Annotated in this window: 18 protein-coding genes and 1 riboswitch; of the genes, 9 read left to right on the top strand and 9 right to left on the bottom strand. The window is 70.2% G+C overall.

What is annotated here, in order from left to right:
- Positions 1–33 precede the first annotated feature (33 nt).
- The 5 genes from STRAU_RS29450 (at position 34) to STRAU_RS29430 (ending at position 6,258) form a co-directional block, all read left to right on the top strand.
- Positions 34–1,341 (top strand): HD-GYP domain-containing protein, encoded by a 1,308-nt coding sequence (locus tag STRAU_RS29450; RefSeq protein WP_016644068.1) that lies wholly within the window; start codon positions 34–36, stop codon positions 1,339–1,341.
- A 164-nt stretch (positions 1,342–1,505) separates the two neighbouring features.
- On the top strand, positions 1,506–2,486 hold the full coding sequence (locus STRAU_RS29445) for a tetratricopeptide repeat protein (RefSeq protein WP_037662734.1): 981 nt from the start codon (positions 1,506–1,508) through the stop codon (positions 2,484–2,486).
- 199 nt (positions 2,487–2,685) lie between these two features.
- Positions 2,686–3,336 (top strand): peptide deformylase, encoded by a 651-nt coding sequence (gene def, locus STRAU_RS29440; protein WP_016644066.1) that lies wholly within the window; start codon positions 2,686–2,688, stop codon positions 3,334–3,336.
- A gap of 430 nt (positions 3,337–3,766) precedes the next feature.
- Complete coding sequence (locus STRAU_RS29435) at positions 3,767–4,882, top strand: terpene synthase family protein (protein WP_078621571.1); 1,116 nt, start codon at positions 3,767–3,769, stop codon at positions 4,880–4,882.
- A complete protein-coding gene (locus STRAU_RS29430; protein WP_016644064.1) occupies positions 4,879–6,258 on the top strand; it encodes a bifunctional albaflavenone monooxygenase/terpene synthase in 1,380 nt (459 codons plus the stop codon). Before STRAU_RS29435 ends, STRAU_RS29430 begins: the two co-directional genes overlap by 4 nt.
- A gap of 29 nt (positions 6,259–6,287) precedes the next feature.
- Here STRAU_RS29430 and STRAU_RS29425 read toward each other — a convergent pair whose 3' ends face one another.
- From STRAU_RS29425 to STRAU_RS29390, 8 genes are all read right to left on the bottom strand, one after another.
- Positions 6,288–7,277, bottom strand: coding sequence for a GlxA family transcriptional regulator (locus STRAU_RS29425; RefSeq protein ID WP_016644063.1), 990 nt, complete (start codon positions 7,275–7,277; stop codon positions 6,288–6,290).
- A 302-nt stretch (positions 7,278–7,579) separates the two neighbouring features.
- On the bottom strand, positions 7,580–8,620 hold the full coding sequence (locus STRAU_RS29420; RefSeq protein WP_016644062.1) for a ribonucleotide-diphosphate reductase subunit beta: 1,041 nt from the start codon (positions 8,618–8,620) through the stop codon (positions 7,580–7,582).
- Entirely contained in the window at positions 8,620–11,064 is a 2,445-nt protein-coding gene (locus STRAU_RS29415) for a ribonucleoside-diphosphate reductase subunit alpha (protein WP_016644061.1), read from the bottom strand. Before STRAU_RS29415 ends, STRAU_RS29420 begins: the two co-directional genes overlap by 1 nt.
- Positions 11,065–11,191: 127 nt before the next feature.
- Positions 11,192–11,332, bottom strand: a riboswitch (cobalamin riboswitch).
- A 160-nt stretch (positions 11,333–11,492) separates the two neighbouring features.
- Positions 11,493–13,121 (bottom strand): monocarboxylate uptake permease MctP, encoded by a 1,629-nt coding sequence (gene mctP / locus STRAU_RS29410; RefSeq protein WP_016644060.1) that lies wholly within the window; start codon positions 13,119–13,121, stop codon positions 11,493–11,495.
- On the bottom strand, positions 13,118–13,390 hold the full coding sequence (locus STRAU_RS29405; RefSeq protein ID WP_162473231.1) for a DUF3311 domain-containing protein: 273 nt from the start codon (positions 13,388–13,390) through the stop codon (positions 13,118–13,120). Before STRAU_RS29405 ends, mctP begins: the two co-directional genes overlap by 4 nt.
- Before the next feature lie 151 nt (positions 13,391–13,541).
- Complete coding sequence (locus STRAU_RS29400; RefSeq protein WP_037662737.1) at positions 13,542–13,739, bottom strand: YbdD/YjiX family protein; 198 nt, start codon at positions 13,737–13,739, stop codon at positions 13,542–13,544.
- On the bottom strand, positions 13,739–15,871 hold the full coding sequence (locus STRAU_RS29395) for a carbon starvation CstA family protein (RefSeq protein WP_016644057.1): 2,133 nt from the start codon (positions 15,869–15,871) through the stop codon (positions 13,739–13,741). Before STRAU_RS29395 ends, STRAU_RS29400 begins: the two co-directional genes overlap by 1 nt.
- 96 nt (positions 15,872–15,967) lie before the next feature.
- Entirely contained in the window at positions 15,968–16,834 is an 867-nt protein-coding gene (locus STRAU_RS29390; protein ID WP_016644056.1) for a GntR family transcriptional regulator, read from the bottom strand.
- Between the two features lie 411 nt (positions 16,835–17,245).
- Between STRAU_RS29390 and STRAU_RS29385 the strand changes: the two genes are divergently transcribed.
- From STRAU_RS29385 to STRAU_RS29370, 4 genes are all read left to right on the top strand, one after another.
- Positions 17,246–18,517, top strand: a complete 1,272-nt coding sequence (locus tag STRAU_RS29385) for an extracellular solute-binding protein (protein WP_016644055.1) — start codon at positions 17,246–17,248, stop codon at positions 18,515–18,517.
- Between the two features lie 131 nt (positions 18,518–18,648).
- Positions 18,649–19,635, top strand: a complete 987-nt coding sequence (locus STRAU_RS29380) for a carbohydrate ABC transporter permease (protein WP_037662736.1) — start codon at positions 18,649–18,651, stop codon at positions 19,633–19,635.
- Positions 19,632–20,462, top strand: a complete 831-nt coding sequence (locus STRAU_RS29375) for a carbohydrate ABC transporter permease (protein ID WP_016644054.1) — start codon at positions 19,632–19,634, stop codon at positions 20,460–20,462. The genes STRAU_RS29380 and STRAU_RS29375 overlap by 4 nt, the downstream gene beginning before the upstream one ends.
- 6 nt (positions 20,463–20,468) lie before the next feature.
- Positions 20,469–21,977, top strand: coding sequence for a glycoside hydrolase family 3 protein (locus tag STRAU_RS29370; protein WP_016644052.1), 1,509 nt, complete (start codon positions 20,469–20,471; stop codon positions 21,975–21,977).
- A gap of 141 nt (positions 21,978–22,118) precedes the next feature.
- Here STRAU_RS29370 and nagB read toward each other — a convergent pair whose 3' ends face one another.
- Positions 22,119–22,904, bottom strand: a complete 786-nt coding sequence (gene nagB, locus STRAU_RS29365; RefSeq protein ID WP_016644051.1) for a glucosamine-6-phosphate deaminase — start codon at positions 22,902–22,904, stop codon at positions 22,119–22,121.
- Positions 22,905–23,150 lie beyond the last annotated feature (246 nt).

The raw sequence follows: 23,150 nt of genomic DNA, 5'->3' as shown, positions 1-23,150 counted from the left end.
ACCCCACGCCCCGGCGCGCCCCCGTCCGCGGCCGTGCCGGTCCTGGTCCGCGCCGCCGCCACCCTCCTCGCGGCCGGCGCGCTCGGCGCGACCCTGTGGCGGGGGGCCGAGGAGCCGGGGATCGCGCTGGCCTTCGGGGTGCTCATAGCCGTGGGGGAGCTGGCGCGGTGGGGGAGCGGCAGGGAGCGCGAGCCCGCGCCCCTGGGCTCCGCGGGCGCCCTCGCGTACGCCCTGCTCGGCGAGTGCGGCGGACAGCACACGCACCACGGCGTCCTCCAGGTCGTCGCCGTCGTCGTCGCGGCGGGCCTGGTCGGGGCCGTGCCGCACGTGGCGGTCGGCCGGGGCCCCTCCCTCGACCACCTGGCCCGCCGCGTGCTCGCCGTCGGCTTCGCCGCGCTGTGCTTCCAACCCCTCTACAACTCCGGGCAGTTGGCGGTGCTCGCCGGGCACGGGCCCGGGTACGCCGTCGTCATCGTGACGCTGCTCGCGCTCACCGCGCTGTGCGACGCCGTGCTCGCGGCGGCCATGGCGCACGCCCGGTCGGGATGGCCGTTCGGGCCGCTGCTGCGGGAGGAACTGCGGGGCATGTCCGGCATCGGGTCCGCCGTGTGCGCGACAGGGGCCGTGATGGCGCTCGCGGTCGCCGTCGCGGGGCTGTGGGCGCTGCCCGTGTTCAGCTTCCCGCTGTTCCTCACCCAACTGGCCTTCCGCCGGTACGTGGGCGCCCGGACCACCTACCGGCAGACCATCGCCTCCCTCGCCCGCGCCACCGAGATCGCCGGCTACACCCCGGCGGGGCACGCCCGCCGCGTCGCCGACCTCAGCCGCGCCGTGGGCCGCGACCTCGGGCTCTCCGGGCCCGACCTGGGTGTTCTCGAGTACGCCGCCCTCATGCACGACATCGGCCAGCTCTCCCTCGTCGACCCCGTCCCGGCGGGCGCCACCGCCGCCCTGCCGGAGGCCGAGCAGCGCCGCATCGCCCTGCTCGGCGGGGCCGTCGTACGCCAGACAGGCGTCGCCGCGGACGTCGCGGTCGTCGTGGAGCGCCAGGCCGATCCGTACCGCGACCAGCCGCTCACCGCGCGCATCGTGCGCGTCGCCAACGCATACGACGAGATGGCCCGGGAACACGGCCCCCAAGGGCCACTCACCGCCCTGGAGCGGCTGCGCCTGGCCACCGGCCGCGACTACCAGCCGGAGGTCGTGGAGGCGCTCGCGCGGGTGCTCGCGCGGGGCAGGGGGCGGCCCGGGGAACGACGGGGCGCGGGGGGACCCCCCGAGGGCCCCGCCACGGGCCCTTCCGAGGCCGCGCGCAGGGGTCACGCGGGGGAGCGCGGGTGACGGCGCCGAGGTGTCGGCGGAAAGCCGTCTGACCCCGCGCCCACCTGGGTAACCCATGGGTAATGAGCGGCCGTCCGACGGTCCGTGGTTGGATGCGAAGGAAGCGCGAAAGCGCGGCAGCACGGCAGCGGGGAAACCCCGACAAGAGCTGGCAGGCGGGAATCGTGAGGATCTTCGGCAAGGGACGGCACCGGCCCTCCGCCTCCTGGCGGCAGGCCACCGACAGGGCGTTCACGCTCATCGGCGACGGCCGCTACGAGGACGCGGGCGCGCTCCTGACGCGCGCCGCCGATCTCGAACCCTGGCTGTCCGAGTCCTGGTTCAACCTCGCGCTCCTGCACAAGTTCCGGCACGACTGGGAGCAGGCGCGGGCCGCGGGCCTCAGGGCCGTGGCGCTGCTCGACCGCTCCCAGGGGGCGCCGGACTGGTGGAACGTGGGCATCGCGGCGACGGCCCTCCAGGACTGGCCGCTGGCCCGCCGCGCCTGGCAGGCGTACGGCCTGAAGGTGCCCGGCGGGGTCGCCGCCACCGGAGAGCCCATGGGCATGGAGCTGGGCAGCGCGGCCGTGCGGCTCTCGCCGGAGGGCGAGGCCGAGGTCGTGTGGGGCCGCAGGCTCGACCCGGCCCGGATAGAGGTGCTCTCCATCCCGCTGCCGTCCTCCGGGCGGCGCTGGGGCGAGGTCGTCCTGCACGACGGGGTGCCGCACGGGGAGCGGACCACGGCCGCCGGGCACGCGTACCCCGTCTTCGACGAGATCGAGCTGTGGGCCCCCTCGCCGGTGCCCACCTGGGTGGTGCTCCTTGAGGCCGCCACCGAGGAGGACAGGGACGCCCTTGAGCGGCTCGCGGCCGACGCGGGGTTCGCCGCCGAGGACTGGTCGTCGTCCGTGCGGCTGCTGTGCCGGATGTGCTCGGAGTCGCGGATGCCGAGCGACGAGGGGGACGGGGAGCATCTGGACCCCCACGACCACAGCGAGCCGGGCCATCCCGGGCCGCTGGGGCACCGGAGCCCCGGGGCGCTGTGGGTGCCCGAGCGGGAGTGCGGGATCGCCGCCCCTGCGGGGCTGGTGCGGGGCCTCTTGGACGGGTGGGTGGCCGACAGCCCGGACTCCCGGGACTGGCGCGACCTCGAAGAGGTCTGCTAGCGCAGGGCTGGACTGTTCGCCTGCGGGCGCGTTGGTGGCTGTCGCGCTGCGCGCTCGTCCTCAAGCGCCGGACGGGCGCTGCGCGCTCGTCCTCAAGCGCCGGACGGGCTTTTTTCCCGCCCGTCCGGCGCTTGCGGACGCCGTACCCTGTACGGGCACCACACGCAGAGTTCCCAGGAAGAAGAGGCATACGGCGGACATGGCGCAGGACACTGAGCAGCAGCGGCCGGGCGGAGTGCTTCCGGTCGACGACGAGGGCTTCGTCATCGACACGGAGGACTGCGAGGAGCGCGAGACGGCCTACCGCGAGCGCGGCACGTCCCGGCCGATCACGGTCGTCGGCAACCCGGTCCTGCACAAGGAGTGCAAGGACGTCACCGCCTTCGACGACGACCTCGCGAAGCTGGTCGACGACATGTTCGCCAGCCAGCGCACCGCGCAGGGCGTGGGCGTGGCCGCCAACCAGGTCGGCGTGGACCTGAAGGTCTTCGTCTACGACTGCATGGACGACGACGGCGTCCGGCACGTGGGCGTGGTCTGCAACCCCGTCCTCCAGGAGCTGCCCGCCGACCAGCGCCGCCTGGACGACTCCGGCGAGGGCTGCCTGTCCGTGCCCACCGCCTACATGGAGCTGGCCCGTCCCGACTACGCGGTCGTCACCGGCCAGGACGAGAAGGGCAACCCCATCAAGGTGCGCGGCAAGGGCTACTTCGCCCGCTGCCTCCAGCACGAGACGGACCACCTGTACGGGTATCTGTACATCGACCGCCTGTCCAAGCGGGAGCGCAAGGACGCCCTGCGGCAGATGGCGGAGGGCACCCCGCGTTACCCCGTGGTGCCGAATGACTGATCCGCGCCACGGATGAGGCGCGCGGGAAGCGCGTGACGGCAGCGGCCCCTGGTCGGGCGGGAACACCCCCTGACCAGGGGCCGTTGGTGTACCCGCTCAGAACCAGACAGGACTAGCCCACGATCAGCCTTCAGTGATCCATATTCAGTCACGTAAGGGGATGTTCTCGGCATGCTGGGGTAGTGAATGGCGCAAATCTGTTCCCTGAACGGTCAGTTGTGGTGCTGAATGGAAAGCGCGGGGATACGCAACGGCGCGCGCCCGGCACGGCGGGAGGGGCGTGGGTCCTCAGGTGGTTGAGAGGGGTTTGTTCGTGCCTGCTTCCTCACACAGCACTTCACAGTCGGACCGGACGACAGCGGTACCGACAGGGCTTCCGGCATATGCAGCGGAACGCGTCCCGCGGCAACGCCGGAAGCCGACCGGGCCGATGCGTCCGCCCGTTCGAACGCGAGTGGTATCCGTGCCGCCCGCACTGGCCCTTCCGGTGGTGGAGTCGGAGTTTCCCCGTCATCTGCATCCGTATTGGCCAAAGCTTCAGGAGAACTCACGGGCATGGCTCCTGGAAAAGCGGCTCATGCCCCCCGACAAGGTCGCAGCATATGCCGACGGCCTTTGCTACACCGACCTGGTCGCCGGCTACTACATCGGCGCCCCGGACGAACTGCTCGCCGCCATCGCGGACTTGAGCTCCTGGTTCTTCGGCTGGGACGACCGGCACGACCGCGACGCGGTGCACGGCAGGACGGCGCAGTGGGGGCGGCTGTGCCAGGGCCTGCACGCGACCCTGGAGCACCCGCGGCAGCAACTGCGCCACCCGGACCCACTGGTCGCGGGCTTCGCGGACTGTGTCGTCAGGCTCTACGCGCACCTCGGGCCGCGGTGGAACGCGCGCTTCGCCCGGCACTTCCACCCGGTGATCGACGCGTACGACCGCGAGTTCGGCAACCGGCGCACCGGGACCGTCCCGAGCGTCGAGGCGTACGTGCGACTGCGCCGCCTCACCTTCGCGCACTGGATCTGGATCGATCTGCTCGAACCCACCGCGCGGTATGAATTGCCGGACGCCGCGCGGAAACACCCGGCCTACCGTGCCGCGGCGCTCGCGACACAGGATTTCTCCGCCTGGTACAACGACCTCTGCTCCCTTCCGAAGGAGCTTGCCGGTGACGAGGTGCACAACCTCGGAATTTCTCTCATTCAGCACGAGGGGCTTTCGCTCGAACAGGCGGTGGCGGAAGTCCATCGACGGGTGAGCGATTGCGTCGGGGATTTCCTGGCGGTGGAGCCGGACGTTCTCCGATTGGCCGACGCCTGGGCGGACGGAAGCGCGGAGGGAAGGAAAGTGAGTGCCGCGCTGCGCTCCTGTGTCTTCAATATGCGGAACTGGTTCAGTTCCGTGTACTGGTTCCATCACGAATCCGGCAGGTATCGCGTCGAGAGTTGGGACGACCGGGCCCTTCCCCCGTATGTGTCCGACGTCGTCGCACCCGAATTCCCCGGCACCGAACTGGCAGAAAACAATCCCTCTGGTGGTGAAGAATGACCGTCGAATCAGCCGCGTCCGCGATACCCGCTCCCGCAGCTCCCGAACGGCTCCGCATTCCGCCCGTGGTCCAGGGCGGAGCACCACTTCTCGGCCACGCGTGGAACCTCGTGCGCGACCCGCTCGGCTTCCTTGCGGCCCTGCGTGACCATGGCGATCTCGTCCGGATCAGGCTCGGGCCCAAGACCGCGTACGCGGTGTGCGACCCGCGGCTCGTCGGCGCGATGCTGAAGAGCACCGACTACGTCGTCGGCGGGCCGCTCTGGGACACCCTGGAGGTCCTGCTCGGCAAGGGCGTCGCGACCAGCAACGGCCCGCTGCACCGGCGCCAGCGGCGGATGATGCAGCCCGCCTTCCGGCCCGAGCGCATCGCCGACTACGCCCGGGTGATGGAGGAGGAGGCACAGGCGACCGCGGCCCGCTGGGACCACGGCAGCACGGTGGACGTCAGCGCGGAGATGTTCCGCACCGCGGTGCGGATCGTGTCCCGCTCGCTCCTGGAAGTCGAGTCGATCGGTGAGAAGGCGGACCGCATCAGCGATTCGCTGCACACCGTCTTCGAGGGCCTCTACCGCAGGATGGTGCTCTCCGTCGGCCCGCTCTACCGCGTGCCGACCCCCGCCAACCGGCGCTTCGCACGCGCGCTGGCCGATCTGCACGCGCTCGTCGACGAGATCGTCGCCGAACGCCGCGCCCGCGGGAACGGCTCGGAACAGGACCTGCTGGCCGTATTGCTCCGGGCGCGCGACGAATCGGGGCAGCCGCTGACGGACCAGGAGATCCACGACCACGTCGTCTCGCTGGTGGTGGCGGGCGCGGAGAATGTGGCGTCCACACTGGGTTGGGCGTTCCATCTGCTCACCGAACACCCGGACCAGGAAAGGCGGTTGGTTGAAGAGGTAAATTCCGTGACGGGAGGGCGCCCGGTCGTCTTCGCCGATCTCATGGAGCTGCGGCACACACGCAATGTCGTCACGGAGGCGATGCGTATACGCCCGGCCGCGTGGATTTTCACGCGCCGCTCGGTGGCCGAGACCAGTCTCGGCGGCTATCGCATTCCGGCCGACGCGGACATCGTGTACAGCGTGTACGCGATGCAGCGCGATCCGCGTTCGTTCGACCGGCATCTGGAGTTCGACCCGGACCGGTGGAATCCGGAACGCGCCGCGAGCGTACCGGAGTTCGCGATGATGCCGTTCAGTGTCGGCAACCGTAAGTGCCCCGGCGATCACTTCAGCCTGGCCGAACTCACCATCATCCTGGCCACGGTCCTGCCGAAGTGGCGCCTGTCCCCGGTCGAGCGGACGGATACGGGCACCAAGGTCGGCATCACGCTGCACCCGAAGAAGCTGGTGCTGCGCGCCGAGCGGCGCTGACCCCGGCGCCCGGACCGGCTCCCGTCGCGTCAGGCGGCCGAGCCGGTCCCGGGCTCGGGCCCGGCCCCGGGCCCCCGGAACGTGCGCCGATAGGCGTTCGGCGTGGTCCCGAGGGCGCGTACGAACTGGTGGCGCAGCGCGGCCGCGTTGCCGAAACCGGCGCGACCCGCGATCGCGTCCACCGTCTCGTCCGTCGCCTCCAGCAACTCCTGGGCGCGCAGCAGGCGTTGGCGCAGCAGCCAGCGGTAGGGCGTGGTGCCCGTCTCCTGCTGGAAGCGGCGGGCGAAGGTGCGCGGCGACATATGGGCGCGGGCGGCGAGCTGGTCGACGGCCAGCTCCTGGTCGAGATGGCGCTCCATCCACGCGAGCACCTCGCCGACGGTGTCGCAGCGGGTGCGGGGCAGCGGCCGCTCGATGTACTGGGCCTGGCCGCCGTCGCGGTGCGGCGGCACGATCATCCGGCGCGCGATGGCGTTGGCGACCTCCATGCCGTTCTCCCGGCGGACCAGGTGCAGGCAGGCGTCGATGCCCGCGGCGGTGCCCGCGGAGGTGATGACCGGGTCCTCGTCGACGTACAGCACGTCCGGTTCGACGATCGCGCGCGGATGGCGCCGCATCAGCTCCTCGGCGTGCCGCCAGTGCACGGCGCACCGCCGCCCGTCGAGCAGTCCGGCCGCGGCGAGCACGAAGGCGCCGGTGCAGACGCTGAGCACCCGGGTGCCCCGGTCGGTGGCGCGGCGCAGGGCGTCGAGCAGCTCGGGCGGAAACTCCCTGGTCACGTACGAGTCGCCGGCCGGGACCGTGATGAGGTCGGCCTCCTCGAGCCGCTCCAGGCCGTGCGAGGTGGTGATCGAGTACCCGGCGTGGGTGGAGAGCACCGGGCCCTCGGCGGAGGCGACGGCGAAGTCGTACACCGGCAGCCCCTCGTCGCTGCGGTCCAGGCCGAACACCTCGGACACGACGCCCAGTTCGAAGGGATGCACGCCGTCGAGCGCGACGGCGACCACGTTGTGCAGCATGCGGCCAGTGTGCCGCAGCACTGGCAGGAAATCGAGGGTGTGCGGCAGTCCTGCCACTGCCGCGCGCGGACGGCCGCCGCGAGAGTGGACGTCATGAACGCACATGACGCACTCAACACGGCGGCCGTCCTCGGAGTCTTCCTGCTCATGGCGCTGCCCTCGCTCATCGGACACCTCCACGACCGGCGCGTGGACCGGCAGCTGAGAGAGGCCGAACGGGGGCGGGGCCCCGATTCGGGATGGGGCCCGAAACCGGGATGGGACCCGGAGCCGGCCCCGACGCCGGGGCCGGCCCTCGCCGCTCAGAACTCGTCGTCGAAGGAGACCGACCCCTCCACGGCGACCTGGTACGCCGAGGGGCGCCGCTCGAAGAAGTTGGTCAGCTCCTGAACGCCCTGCAGTTCCATGAACGAGAAGGGGTTCTCGGAGCCGTAGACCGGCGCGAAGCCGAGGCGCTGGAGGCGCTGGTCGGCGACGCACTGCAGATACTCGCGCATCGACTCGGTGTTCATGCCGGGCAGACCGTCACCGCACAGGTCGCGCGCGAACTGCAGCTCGGCGTCGACCGCCTCCTTCAGCATGTCCGTGACCTGCTGCTCGAGCGCGTCGTCGAAGAGCTCCGGCTCCTCCTTGCGCACGGTGTCCACGACCTCGAAGGCGAAGCTCATGTGCATCGTCTCGTCGCGGAACACCCAGTTGGTGCCGGTCGCCAGGCCGTGCAGCAGGCCGCGGCTGCGGAACCAGTAGACGTACGCGAAGGCACCGTAGAAGAACAGGCCCTCGATGCACGCCGCGAAGCAGATCAGGTTCAGCAGGAAGCGGCGCCGGTCGGCCTGGCTCTCCAGCTGGTCCAGCTTCTCCACCGAGTCCATCCACTTGAAGCAGAACTCGGCCTTCTCCCGGATGGACGGGATGTTCTCCACGGCCGCGAAGGCCGCGTTGCGGTCCTCCGGGTCGGGCAGATAGGTGTCGAGCAGCGTCAGATAGAACTGGACGTGCACGGCCTCCTCGAAGAGCTGCCGGCTCAGGTAGAGCCGCGCCTCGGGGGAGTTGATGTGCTTGTACAGCGTGAGGACCAGGTTGTTCGCCACGATCGAGTCGCCGGTCGCGAAGAACGCGACCAGGCGGCCGATCAGGTGCTGCTCCTCGGGCGAGAGCTTGGCCAGGTCGGCGACGTCCGAGTGGAGGTCGACCTCCTCGACGGTCCAGGTGTTCTTGATCGCGTCGCGGTAGCGCTCGTAGAAGTCCGGGTAGCGCATCGGGCGCAGCGTCAGCTCGAAGCCCGGGTCGAGCAGGTTCTTCTCACCACTGGTGGTCGTGGTGTGCAGGTCGGACTGGGACATTACTGGCAGGCCTCGCAGGACTCGGGGTTTTCCAGGGAGCAGGCGATCGCGTCGGGGTCGCTCACCTGCTGGGGGACGGGGGCGGGGGCGGCGGCACCGGCGCTCGAACCGCCCGCCGCGCGGGCGATGCGCGTCGCCGGGCGCGAGCGCAGGTAGTACGTGGTCTTCAGGCCGCGCTGCCACGCGTAGGCGTACATCGAGGAGAGCTTGCCGATGGTCGGCGTCTCCAGGAACAGGTTCAGGGACTGCGCCTGGTCCAGGAACGGCGTGCGGTCGGCGGCCATGTCGATGAGCCCGCGCTGCGGGATCTCCCAGGCCGTGCGGTACAGATCGCGTACGTCCTGGGGGACCCACGTGAAGCCCTGCACCGAGCCGTTGGCCTCGCGCAGCGCCTCCCGGGTCTGCGCGTCCCACACGCCGAGCCGCTTCAGCTCGTCCACCAGGTAGGAGTTGACCTGGAGGAACTCGCCGGACAGCGTCTCGCGCTTGAAGAGGTTGGAGACCTGCGGCTCGATGCACTCGTACACGCCCGCGATGGACGCGATGGTGGCCGTCGGCGCGATGGCGAGGAGCAGCGAGTTGCGCATGCCCGTCTTGCCGATGCGCTCCCGCAGCGCCGCCCACCGCTCGGGCCAGGCGAGCTCGACACCGTAGTGGTCGGGGTGCAGGACGCCGCGCGCGGTGCGGGTCTTCTCCCAGGCGGGCAGCGGGCCGTTGCGCTCGGCGAGGTCGGCGGACGCCTCGTACGCGGCGAGCATGACGCGCTCGGCGATGCGCGTGGACAGGGCGCGCGCCTCGGGCGAGTCGAAGGGCAGCTTCAGCTGGAAGAAGACGTCCTGGAGGCCCATCGCGCCCAGGCCGACGGGCCGCCACTTGCTGTTCGACCGCCCGGCCTGCTCGGTCGGGTAGAAGTTGATGTCCACGACGCGGTCGAGGAACGTCACGGCGGTGCGGACGGTCGCGTCCAGGCGCTCCCAGTCGATGTCGCCGCTCGCGGTGTCGACGAACGCGCCCAGGTTCACCGAGCCCAGGTTGCACACGGCCGTCTCGCCGTCGTCCGTGACCTCCAGGATCTCCGTGCAGAGGTTGGAGGAGTGGACGGTGTGGCCCGGCTCGGCCGTCTGGTTGGCCGTGCGGTTGGCGGTGTCCTTGAAGGTCATCCAGCCGTTGCCGGTCTGCGCGAGGGTGCGCATCATGCGGCCGTACAGCTCACGGGCGGGGATGGTCTTCTGGGCGAGACCGGCCGCCTCCGCCTTCTGGTACGCGGCGTCGAACTCCGCGCCCCACAGGTCGACGAGCTCGGGCACGTCGGCGGGGGAGAACAGCGACCACGGCTGGTCGGCGGCCACGCGGCGCATGAACTCGTCCGGGATCCAGTGCGCCAGGTTCAGGTTGTGGGTGCGCCGGGCGTCCTCGCCGGTGTTGTCCCGCAGCTCCAGGAACTCCTCGATGTCGGAGTGCCAGGTCTCCAGGTAGACGGCGGCGGCGCCCTTGCGGCGGCCGCCCTGGTTCACGGCGGCGACGGAGGCGTCGAGCGTCTTCAGGAACGGCACGATGCCGTTGGAGTGCCCGTTGGTGCCGCGGATCAGCGAACCGCGGGAGCGGATGCGGGAGTACGAGAGCCCGATGCCGCCGGCGTGCTTGGAGAGGCGGGCGACCTGGTGGTACCGGTCGTAGATGGAGTCCAGCTCGTCCAGCGGCGAGTCCAGGAGGTAGCACGAGGACATCTGCGGGTGCCGGGTGCCGGAGTTGAAGAGCGTCGGCGAGGACGGCAGGTAGTCCAGGCGGCTCATCAGCCGGTAGAGCGCGGCGACCTCGTCGAGCGCCCGGGTCGAGTCGTCCTCGGCGAGACCGGCGGCCACGCGCAGCATGAAGTGCTGCGGCGTCTCGACGACCTTGCGGGTGATGGGGTGCCGCAGCAGGTAGCGGCTGTGCAGCGTACGCAGGCCGAAGTAGCCGAAGCGGCGGTCGGCGCCGTCGGCGAGCGCGTCCTCCACGAGAGCGTCGAGGCGCTCCGCGTGCAGCCGGGCGAACTCGGCGGTGCGGTCCGCGATCAGGCCCTCGCGGTAGCCGACGGCGACCGAATCGGAGAACGACGTGACGCCCTGTGAGGCGGCTTCCTCACGAATGCCGATGGTCAACAGCCGGGCGGCGAGCCGGGAGTAGGCAGGGTCCTCGGAGATGAGTCCGGCGGCCGCCTCGGTCGCCAGCTCCCGCAGCTCCGCCTCGTCGGCCTTCGCCGAGCGGCCGCGCAGCGCGGCGGCGGCGACCCGGCCGGGGTCGGCGTCGGGGAGGTCGGCGGTGAGGTCGGTCAGGGTGCGCAGCAGCGCGGTGCCTGGACCGTCGGTGGTCGGCGCGGCCTGCTCGGCCTCTGCCTGCTGGCCGGCCTGCGCCGGCTTCTGCTGGGCCTGCGCTGACGCGGGTTCGGCGGGCGCGATGGTCACGTGGTGCTCTCCCTCGCTCGGCTCTGGGCCTTCGGAGGGAGGCGGCGCGGACGCACCCGCGCAGGGGTGACTCCGCGTCCAACAACCCATTCCGCGAGGCCCGGACGTCTCGGCACCCGGACCGGACGATCCGGGTACGCCGTCGGCAGGTCGTCGGACTCACCGGCACGGGCCGTGGCGCGAGCGCCCAAATCCGTACCAGTACACCGTTGCGGGACAGTTCCGGACTTGCACCGGATTCCCCTGCGGCGACAGCGAGCACGAGCATACATCTTGTGTCCGGTGGCGCGAGGCAGGCCCACATGTTGTGTCGGGTGTGTTGCGTGCCACCCGGCGCGCGCACACGACAAACGGGCCGCCGAACGAGTCGGCGGCCCGTGTCACGTACGGGAATCCCTCTGAGGAGGGCCTGGGAAAAGAGTACTGGCTCAGTGGCCCGAGCCCGCGCCCACCTTCGGCAGTTCCGCCGCCACGCCCTTGTCGCCGGCGTCGGCGGTGTAGTCCTCCGGGGACGTCTCGTCGATGCCGTCGGGGGCCTTGAGGGCCTTCAGGACGAAGGTGAGGACGACGGTGACGACGACGTTCAGCACGAAGGCCGTCAGGCCGATGTAGCCGATCTCACCGATGCCCGGGATCTCCTTGGACGAGCCGCCGAAGTGCTTCTGCGTCGGCGAGGCGACTCCGTACGCCGCGACCGTGCCGTAGATCATGCCGACCGCCCAGCCGGCGAGCAGCGCCCACCGGTGGAACCAGCGGGTGAACAGGCCGCCGACCAGGGCGGGCATGGTCTGCAGGATCCAGATGCCGCCGAGGAGCTGGAAGTTGATGGCGACCGTCTTGTCCATGGTGAGCACGAAGGCGAGCGCGCCCACCTTCACCAGGAGCGAGACCAGCTTGGAGACCTTGGTCTCCTGCTCGGGTGTCGCGTCCGGTTTCAGGAAGTCCTTGTAGATGTTGCGGGTGAAGAGATTCGCGGCCGCGATGGACATGATGGCGGCCGGCACGAGCGCGCCGATGCCGATCGCCGCGAACGCGACGCCCGTGAACCAGTCCGGGAACATGTCCTCGAAGAGCTGCGGGATCGCCAACTGCCCGTTCTCGACCTTGACTCCGGCAGCGATCGCCATGAACCCGAGCAGCGCGAGCAGGCCGAGCATCAGCGAGTACAGCGGCAGGATGGTGGTGTTGCGGCGGATCACGTCGCGGCTGCGCGAGGACAGCGTCGCGGTGATCGAGTGCGGGTACATGAACAGCGCGAGCGCGGAGCCGAGCGCCAGGGTCGCGTAGGTCCAGGTGCCCGCGTCGCCCGGCACGAGCGCGCCGACGGGTTTGCCGGTGGCCTCGTTCGTCGCGGAGAACTTCTCGTTGGCCGCGTGGAAGATCTCGTCGAACCCGCCGAGCTTGATCGGGATGTAGATGATGGCCACCGCGATCACGATGTAGATCAGGGTGTCCTTCACGAATGCGATCAGCGCGGGGGCCCGCAGGCCGGACGAGTACGTGTACGCGGCGAGCACGCCGAAGGCGATCAGCAGCGGCAGGTCCTTGATGAACCAGTTGGTGTCCTCGCCGCCGCCGACGCCCATCACGTCCAGGACGGCCTGGATGCCGACCAGTTGGAGCGCGATGTACGGCATGGTCGCGAGGATGCCGGTGACGGCCACCGCGAGGGAAAGACCCTTGGAGCCGAAGCGGCCGCGGACGAAGTCCGAGGTGGTCACGTACCCGTGCTTGTGCGAGACGGACCACAGGCGCGGCAGGAAGGTGAAGATCAGCGGATAGACGAGGATGGTGTACGGGACGGCGAAGAAGCCGGCCGCGCCCGCCGCGTAGATCGCCGCCGGGACGGCCACGAAGGTGTACGCGGTGTAGAGGTCGCCGCCGAGCAGGAACCAGGTCACCCAGGTCCCGAACGACCGGCCGCCCAGGCCCCATTCGTCGAGGCTGTTCTCGTTCTCGGCCCGGCGCCAGCGGGACGCCAGGAAGCCCATGACGGTCACCGCGAGGAAGAAGAAGATGAAGACGGCGAGCGCGACGCCGTTGACGCCGTCGTTCACCGGGACGCACCTTCCTGGAGGGCCTTGGCGGCCTTGCGGCCGCGCTGGTCACGCTGCCACAGCTGGTACGCGATCATCGTGAGCACGGTCGATATGAGCACCCACAGCATCTGGTACCAGTAGAAGAACGGAATGCCGATGAAGGCCGGGTCGGCCTTGGCGTAGGAACTCACCCAGAGCATCGCCACGAAGGGCGCCACGAGGCAGAGGGCGATGACCACGCGGACCGGCGTGACCACCGGTTGAATCACTTCAGGCGCATCGGGCACTTCAGGCGCATCTGGCATACCGCGGCTCCGTTCCCTCACTTATCCCGTGCTTAACGTGCGGGAAATCTAAGCGACGGTCTCGCGGTACGGAACCCCTGTCCGTATAACGGACGGGTACCGGAAGTGTGGTCGTGCCTGCTCAGCGGCGGAGTCAGCAGCAGCGGAAGCCCTGCCGCGGGTCGGATTCCTGGCGGTCCGTCCGCATGCGCTCGAACGCGCGACGGCTGAGCACGGAGGCCCCCGGGTGCTCCTTGCGCGCATGCGCCACGTACCGCTCGTACGCCGACTCGTCCGTCAACTCCCGTACGTACCAACGCACCCAGCGCCCCGCGCGCCGCACCGCGGTGATCACGACGGCTCCCTCGTGGCGGCGGCCAGTTCCGCCTTCTCCTCCTTGGTCGGGAACAGGCCGGCGGGCGCCACCGTCCTCGACTCCACGAACGGCGCCTCGCTCAGCCTCGACGACAGCGGATCGCGGATGTGGCGTACGCAGATGCGCAGCGCGTCCACGATGACGATCACGATGAGGAGCGCGAGGGCCGCCGAAAGGACGCCGTCCACCGTGGAGTTGGTGACGACGGTGTGCATGTCGTCCATCGACTTGGCGGGCGGCAGGACCTTGCCGTCGTCGATGGCGTCCTGGTAGATCGAGCGCTGCTTGAAGAAGCCGACGCGCGGGTCGCTGGAGAACACCTTCTGCCAGCTCGCCGTGAGCGTGACCGTGGCGTCCCAGACGAGCGGAACCCCGGTGATCCAGGCCCACTTGAGGCGGCCGGACTTCACGAGCAGCGTCGTGCAGACGGCGAGGGCGACGGCCGCGAGCAGCTGGTTGGCGATGCCGAAGATCGGGAAGAGCTGGTTGATGCCGCCGAGCGGCTCGTGCACGCCGACCCACAGGAAGTAGCCCCAGAGGCCGGTCACGGCGGCGCTGGTGAGGACGAGGCCGGGCTTCCAGCTGATGTTCTTGAAGGGCTTGTAGACGTTGCCGAGCATGTCCTGGAGCATGAACCGGCCCACGCGGGTGCCCGCGTCGAGCGCGGTGAGGATGAACAGCGCCTCGAACATGATCGCGAAGTGATACCAGAAGGCGCGCAGCGAGCCGCCGGTGACCTTGGAGAAGATCTCCGAGACGCCGATCGCGAGGGTGGGCGCGCCGCCCGTGCGGGAGAGCAGCGAACTCTCCTCCACGTTCTTGGCGGCCTGCGCCAAGTCCTCGGGGGAGATGGTGTATCCGAAGCCCGCGACGGCCTTCGACGCCTCCTGGACGGTGTCGCCGACGACGCCCGCGGGCGCGTTCATCGCGAAATAGAGCCCCGGGTCGATGATGGACGCCGCCACCAGGGCCATGATCGCCACGGCCGACTCCATCAGCATGGAGCCGTAGCCGATCATGCGGACCTGCGTCTCCTTCTGGATCATCTTCGGCGTCGTACCGGAGGAGATCAGCGAGTGGAAGCCGGAGAGCGCGCCGCACGCGATGGTGATGAACACGAAGGGGAAGAGGGAGCCCGCGAAGACCGGTCCGTCGCCGCGCGAGGCGAAGTCGGTGACGGGGTCCATCTTGAGCGTCGGCAGCGCGACGAGGACGCCGAGCGCGAGCAGCACGATCGTGCCGATCTTCATGAAGGTCGACAGGTAGTCGCGCGGCGCGAGCAGCATCCACACCGGCAGGATCGAGGCGATGAAGCCGTACGCCACCAGCCAGATCACCAGCGTCGACGGCGCCAGCGTGAACGCCTCCGCCCACGACGACTCCGCCACCCAGCGGCCCGCGATCAGCGCGAACAGCAGCAGCGCGACGCCGATGAGCGACACCTCGCTGACCCGTCCCGGCCGCAGGATGCGCAGGTAGAAGCCCATGAACAGGGCGATCGGGATCGTCATCGCGATGGAGAAGGTGCCCCACGGCGACTCGGCGAGGGCGTTCACGATGACCAGCGCGAGCACGCCGAGCAGGATGATCATGATCGCGAAGGCGGCGAGCAGCGCCGCGGCGCCGCCGAAGGGGCCGATCTCGTCCCGCGCCATCTGTCCGAGCGACCGGCCGTCGCGGCGGGTGGAGAAGAACAGGACCACCATGTCCTGCACGGCGCCCGCGAAGATCACGCCCGCGATGATCCAGATCGTGCCGGGCAGATAGCCCATCTGGGCGGCGAGCACCGGCCCGACCAGCGGCCCGGCGCCCGCGATGGCCGCGAAGTGGTGGCCGAGCAGCACGCGCCGGTCGGTCGGGTGGTAGTCGATGCCGTTGTCGAGGCGCTCGGCGGGGGTGGCCCGGCGCTTGTCGACCTTCAGGACCTTGTACGCGATGAACTTCGCGTAGAAGCGGTAGGCGATGGCGTACGAGCCGAGGGCGGCGGCCACCATCCAGGCGGCGGACACCTCCTCGTCCCGGGAGAGCGCGAGTACGGTCCAGCCCGCGGCGCCCACCAGGGCCACGACCGACCACAGGGCGATGCTCTTGGGGTTCGCTGTGCGCACGGGGCCGTCCTCCCGTTCACGTATCTGCGGTGACGGGAGGACGGTAGGGCAGGAAAGTGATCTGCGCCATGGGGCGGACGGGACTGCGTCGCCGGGTTACTCCTGGGGGCGCTTGAGCCGCGCCACGAACTTGTACCGGTCGCCCCGGTACACCGACCGCACCCACTCCACCGGCTGGCCCGAGCCGTCAAGGGAGTGCCGCGACAGCATCAGCATGGGCAGGCCGACGTCGGTGCCGAGCAGCCCGGCCTCGCGCGGGGTGGCGAGCGAGGTCTCGATGGTCTCCTCGGCCTCCGCGAGGTGCACGTCGTACACCTCGGCGAGGGCGGTGTAGAGCGAGGTGTACTTGACCAGGGAGCGGCGCAGCGCGGGGAAGCGCTTGGCGGACAGATGGGTGGTCTCGATGGCCATCGGCTCGCCGCTGGCCAGGCGCAGCCGCTCGATGCGCAGGACGCGGCCGCCGGTGGCGATGTCGAGGAGGCCGGCGAGGGTGTCGTCGGCGGTGATGTAGCCGATGTCCAGGAGCTGCGATGTCGGCTCCAGGCCCTGGGCCTTCATGTCCTCGGTGTACGAGGTGAGTTGCAGGGCCTGGGACACCTTCGGCTTGGCCACGAACGTGCCCTTGCCCTGGATCCGCTCCAGGCGGCCCTCGACGACCAGCTCCTGGAGGGCCTGGCGGACGGTCGTGCGGGAGGTGTCGAACTCGGCGGCGAGCGTGCGCTCGGGCGGGACGGGGGTGCCCGGCGGCAGGGTCTCGGTCATGTCGAGCAAGTGCCGCTTCAGGCGGTAGTACTTGGGCACGCGGGCCGGGCGGACCGACTTGCCGGGGCCCGAGCCGTCCGCTGTCGTGGCCGCGGCGCTCGTGGACGACGCCGCCGTCGCGGCGGTGTCCGCGGACGTCCCTGCCGCCGCCGTCGCGGACGTGGCCGTCCCGGCCGGGGTACTGCCCGCCTCTGTGCCCATGCTCCGCCTTCCCGGCTCCTGTGCTGCTGTTGTCACCGGCTCCTGTGCTGTGGTCACCGGGTCCTCCGTCTGTCGCGGCTCACATCGTGGCACGGTCCGGGGCGAGGGGCGCCCCCCTGCTCACGCGAAGGTCACGCGAGCAGCTCATGCGCGTACTCGTGTGAGGCCGCCGTCGAGGCCGCGATCCCGGGGGATCAGAGGGCCCGGTGGAGGCCCGTACCCCCTCAGGTGTCGGTCCGATAACGGACCCGACTGCCCTTCTTATACACCCTTGACACCCCTAAAGGTCTAGGCCAAGCTCCCCGTACTGGTCTACACCATTAAAGACCAGGTCCAGTCCCACGGGCAGTACTTTCGGTCCTCTTGGTCGCTGCGGGTGGGGGGTTGGCTGGCATCCAAAGGAGGATGACTGTGAAGCGCAAGCTCATAGCGGCGATCGGTGTCGCGGGCATGTTGGTCTCGGTCGCGGCCTGTGGCGGCGACGACAAGGACAAGAAGTCCGGGGCGGACGGCTTCAAGGGCGAGACGCTGACGCTCTGGGCGATGGACGGCTCGACGCCGGACGCCTGGACCAAGGACGTCAAGGCGGCCTTCGAGAAGAAGACCGGCGCCAAGCTGAAGCTCGAAGTCCAGCAGTGGAACGGCATCCAGCAGAAGCTGACGGCCGCCCTCTCCGAGGAGAACCCGCCGGACGTCTTCGAGATCGGCAACACCCTGACTCCCGCGTACGCCAAGACCGGCGGCCTCGCCGACCTGAGCGACCTCAAGAAGTCCATCGGCGCCGACTGGACCGAGTCCATCAACGCGTCCTCGGTCGTGGACGGCAAGCAGTACGCCGCCCCGTGGTTCGTGCTCAACCGCGTCGTGATCTACAACAAGAAGGTCTGGGCCGACGCCGGCATCAAGGAACTGCCCAAGACCCGCGACGACTTCTACGCCGCCCTGAAGAAGATCGGCGACAAAACCGACGCCGAGCCGATCTACCTGCCGGGCCAGAACTGGTACCACTTCGTCGGCCTGACCCTCGGCGAGGGCGCCGAGCTGGTCAAGAAGGACGGCGACAAGTACGTCTCCAACCTCGCCGACCCGAAGGTCACCAAGGCGATGGAGACGTACCAGAAGTTCCAGAAGCTCTCCAAGGCGCCGAAGAACAAGGACGAGGCCACGCCGCAGCAGGCCGAGGTCTTCGCCAAGGGCAAGACCGGCGCGTTCATCGGCATGAGCTGGGAGGCCGCGACCGCCGTCAAGGCCAACCCGAAGATCGAGAAGGACATCGGTTACTTCACGATCCCGGGCGCCACCGCCGCCAAGCCGGAGGGCGTGTTCCTGGGCGGCTCCAACTTCGCCGTCGCCGCGACCAGCGAGAAGCAGGAGCTCGCCAAGGAGTTCCTGAAGATCGCGCTGTCCGACAAGTACGAGGGCGCGCTCGCCAAGGAGAGCGGCGTCATCCCGAACAAGAAGGCCCTGGAGTCCAACCTCAAGGGCAACGCGGCCGCCGAGGCCGCGGCCCCGGCCAGCGCCGGCGGCGGCACCACCCCGCTGATCCCCGAGTGGGGCGCCGTGGAGAACCCGCCGAACCCGATCAAGAACTACATGACCGCGGTCCTGAACGGCGATTCGCCCGCCGACGCCGCCAAGAAGGTCGAGGGCGAGTTCAACGAGCGCCTGGCCAAGAAGCAGTAACGACGCGTCCCGCCGGGGGCGGCGGACCACGGTGACCTGACCCCCGTGGTGCCCGCCGCCCCCGGCACCCGTGCGTCGCGTGATGCCCACGGGACGCACTTCGCGTGACGCCCACGAGAGAGATGGCGAGCATGACCGTACAGAAGACCGAACGGCCGCCCTCGGGCCCGACGGATGTTCTGAAATCGGACGGCGAGCAGCCGAAAGACCCAGGGAAGGCCCGGTTCCGGGCCACGGCGCTGACGCCGTACCTGCTGCTGCTCCCCGCGATCGCCGGCACACTGCTGCTGCTCGGCTGGCCGCTGGTCAACAACGGCCTGATCTCGTTCCAGAACCTCAACATGAGGCAGTTCATCCTGCACCTCACCGAGTGGAACGGGATCGACAACTACAAGGACGTCCTCGGCGACGAGGAGTTCTGGCGGGTCACCGGGCGATCCATCGCCTTCACCGCCATCAACGTCGTCCTCATCATGGCGATCGGCACCCTCGTCGGCCTGCTGCTCGCCCGGCTCGGCAAGAAGATGCGGCTCCTCCTGCTCTTCGGCCTCGTCCTCGCCTGGGCGATGCCGATCATCGCCGCGACGACCGTCTACCAGTGGCTGTTCGCCCAGCGCTACGGCGTCGTCAACTGGGTCCTGGCCAAGCTCGGCTGGAGCTCGATGGCCGAGTACGACTGGATGGGCGGCCAGTACTCCACCTTCTTCGTCATCATCACGCTGATCGTCTGGCAGTCCATCCCCTTCGTGGCGATCAACCTGTACGCCGCGACGACGACGATCCCCAAGGAGCTCTACGAGGCCGCCGCCCTGGACGGCGCCGACGCGTGGAAGTCCTTCAAGAACGTGACGCTGCCGTATCTGAAGCCCTTCCTCTTCGCGACCACGTTCCTCGAAGTCATCTGGGTCTTCAAGGCGTTCCCGCAGGTCTTCGCGATCAACGAGGGCGGCCCCGACCGGCTCACCGAGATCCTGCCCGTCTACGCCTACATCGAAGGCTTCGGCAACCAGCACTACGGCATGGGCGCGGCCATCTCGCTGCTCACCATCGTCATCCTGCTGTCGCTGTCCTTCTACTACCTGCGTCTGGTGCTCAAGCAAGAGGAGGACGAGCTGTGAAGCGCTCGTTGTTCGGCCGTACCTGGCCCAATGTCGTCGCCGTCCTCCTGTTCATCGGCCTCGTCTTCCCCGTCTACTGGATGTTCGCCACGGCCTTCAAGCCGACCGGCGACATCATCAGCGAGGACCCCGTCTGGATCCCGTTCGACGCGACGTTCGAGCACTTCAAGACCGCCGCCGAGGCGGACCACTTCTGGACGATGGTCATGAACTCCGTGACCGTCACCGTCCTCGCGGTGGTGTTCGCGCTGATCGTGGGTCTCGCCTCGGCGTTCGCCCTCGCCCGGATGCGGTTCAAGGGGCGGCGCGGATTCATCGTCGGCTTCATGATCGCTCAGATGGCGCCGTGGGAAGTCATGACCATCGCCATCTACATGCTCGTGCGCGACGCGGACATGTTGAACAGCCTGGTCCCGCTGACCTTCTTCTACACGATCATGATCCTGCCGCTGACGCTGCTCACGCTGCGCGGCTTCGTCGCGGCCGTGCCGCGCGAACTGGAGGAGGCGGCGATGGTCGACGGCTGCTCCCGCATCCAGGCATTCCGCCGCGTCATCCTGCCGCTCCTCGCGCCCGGCCTGATGGCGTCCTCGCTCTTCGGCTTCATCACCGCCTGGAACGAGTTCGCGCTCGTCCTCGTGATCAACAAGGAAGCCGAGGCGAAGACGCTGCCCGTGTGGCTGAACGGGTTCCAGACCGTCTACGGCGACGACTGGGGCGCCACCATGGCGGCCTCCTCGATGTTCGCCATCCCGATCCTGGTCCTCTTCGTCTTCCTCCAGCGCAGGGCCGTCGCCGGCCTGACCGACGGCGCTGTGAAGGGATAACGCACCATGAACTCCATCTCCGGCTCCGGCACCTCCTCCGGTACGCGGGACTCGCTCACGCGCGACGCCCTGACCGTCCTGCAGCCCGGCTTCGGCGGCACCACCGCCCCCGACTGGCTGCTGCGCCGCATCGGCGAGGGCCTCGCCTCCGTGGGCCTGTTCGGGCGCAACATCCGGACACCCGAGCAAGTCGCCGCGCTCACCGCCCAGTTGCGGGCCGAGCGCGAGGACATCGTCGTCGCCATCGACGAGGAGAGCGGCGACGTCACCCGCCTGGAGGTGCGCACCGGCTCGTCCTTCCCGGGCAACCACGCGCTCGGCGCCGTCGACGACGTGGACCTGACCCGCGACGTCGCCGCCGAGCTCGGCCGCCGCCTCGCGCAGTCCGGCGTCACCTTCAACTGGGCGCCGTCCGCCGACGTCAACTCCGATCCCGGCAACCCGGTCATCGGCGTACGCTCCTTCGGCGCCGACCCGGACCTGGTGGCCCGGCACACCGCCGCCTACATCGAGGGCATGCAGTCCGCCGGCGTCGCCGCCTGCGCCAAGCACTTCCCCGGCCACGGCGACACCGCGGTCGACTCGCACCACGCCGTGCCGGGCATCGACGTCGACGGCGACGTCCTGAACGCCCGCGAACTCGTCCCCTTCCGGGCCGCGATCGCCGCCGGCACCCGCGCGGTGATGAGCGCCCACATCAGCGTCCCGGCCCTCGACCCGGACCACCCGGGCACCCTGTCCCGCCGCATCCTCACCGACCTGCTCCGCGGCGAACTCGGCTTCGACGGCCTGATCGTCACCGACGGCATCGAGATGCGCGCGATCTCCGGCACGTACGGCATCGAGCGCGGCACCGTCCTCGCCGTCGCCGCCGGCTGCGACGCGATCTGCGTGGGCGGCGGCCTGCACGACGAGCTGACCGTGCTGCGGCTGCGGGACGCACTCGTCGCGGCGGTGCGCGCGGGCGAACTCCCCGAGGAACGGCTCGCCGACGCCGCCGCCCGGGTGCGCGCGCTCGCCGACTGGACCTCGGCCGCGCGCGCCGCCGGTGCTCCGGGAGCAGCCGACCCCGACGTCGGCCTGCGCGCGGCCCGCCGCGCCCTGACGGTCACCCACACCGAGACGTACGCGGGCCCCCTCACCGGCGCCCCCTACGTCGCCGCCTTCACCCCGCTGGCCAACATCGCCGTCGGCGACGAGACCCCGTGGGGCGTCGCCGCCGAGCTGACCCGCCGGCTCCCCGGCACGGAGACCGGCTCCTTCAGCGGCGACCGCGGGGGCGCCGAGGCCCTGGCCGCCGCGGGCGACCGGCGCGTCGTCGCCGTGGTCCGCGACGCCCACCGCCACCCGTGGATGGCGGCCGCCGTGGACCACCTCCTCGCCGCTCGCCCCGACACCGTCGTGGTCGAGATGGGCGTACCCCAGTCCAAGCCGTCCGGCGCCCTGCACATCGCCACACACGGCGCGGCCCGGGTGTGCGGCCAGGCGGCGGCGGAGGTTCTCACGGGGGCATGACCCGCCTGCGGCGCATGTCCGCCGGTGGTCTGTGGCCCCCGGCCCGAGCCCGAGAACTGGGCGGCACCAGTAAGCAAAACGGCGCCGGGCGCCCCACCAATGGTGGGCCGCCCGGCGCCGTTTTGCGTACCCGGCCGGAAGCTAAAGCCCCTGCCACGCAGGCTTGTTGGCGTACGTGTGCCGGAAATAGTCCGCCAGCTTCAGCTTCGACGCGGCCGCCTCGTCCACGACCACCGTCGCGTGCGGGTGCAGCTGCAGCGCCGACGCGGGCACCACGGAGGCCACCGGGCCCTCGACCGTCGCCGCCACGGCGTCCGCCTTGCCCTCGCCCGTCGCCAGCAGCACCAGGTGCCGCGCCTCCAGGATGGTGCCGATGCCCTGCGTGATGACGTGGTGCGGGACCTGGTCGATGTCGCCCTCGAAGAACCGCGCGTTGTCCACGCGCGTCTGCTCCGTCAACGTCTTGATCCGCGTCCGCGACGCCAGCGACGAGCAGGGCTCGTTGAACCCGATGTGCCCGTCCGTACCGATCCCCAGCAGCTGCAGGTCGACACCGCCCGCCTCCGCCAGCGCCCGGTCGTACGCCTCGCACGCGCCCTGGACGTCCTCCGCGCTGCCGTCCGGACCCATGAACGCCGACTCGTCGAGCCCGAGCGGCTCCACGACCTCCCGCAGCACCACCGAGCGGTACGACTCCGGGTGCCCGGCCGGCAGCCCCACATACTCGTCGAGCTGGCAGATCCGCGCCCGCGCCGCGTCGACCTCACCCGCGCGGACCTTCGCCGCCAGCGCCTCGTAGATGGGCAGCGGGGTCGAGCCGGTGGCGACACCGAGCAGGGCGTCGGGCTTGCGGCGCACCAGGGCGGCCATGGCCTCCGCGATGAGTTCGCCGCCTGCCTTGGCGTCCGGGACGATGACAACTTCCACGCTGGGCCTGCCGATCTGGAGTAGGGCTGCAGTTGGGGTGCGTAGGGCTGAGCAGAGCTGAGCAGAGCTGAGCAGAGCTGAGTAGGGGGAGGAGCGGAAGGGCGCTCGGCTGCGGGTGTGGTATAGACCAATCTAGCAGAGCCTCGCCGCCTGAGCGCAGGGGTCGGCCCCCATCCGACGCCCGACGCCGGACGTGGGGTGGGGAGCCCCCCGCCCCCGCCCCCGCCCCCCGGCGTCCCGGAGCTC

It is taken from the genome of Streptomyces aurantiacus JA 4570 (genome assembly GCF_000414115.1).
Taxonomy (GTDB): Bacteria; Actinomycetota; Actinomycetes; order Streptomycetales; family Streptomycetaceae; genus Streptomyces; species Streptomyces aurantiacus_A.
The sequence above is the reverse complement of the archived record's forward strand: the minus strand, read 5'-3'. Positions and strand labels throughout refer to the sequence as shown.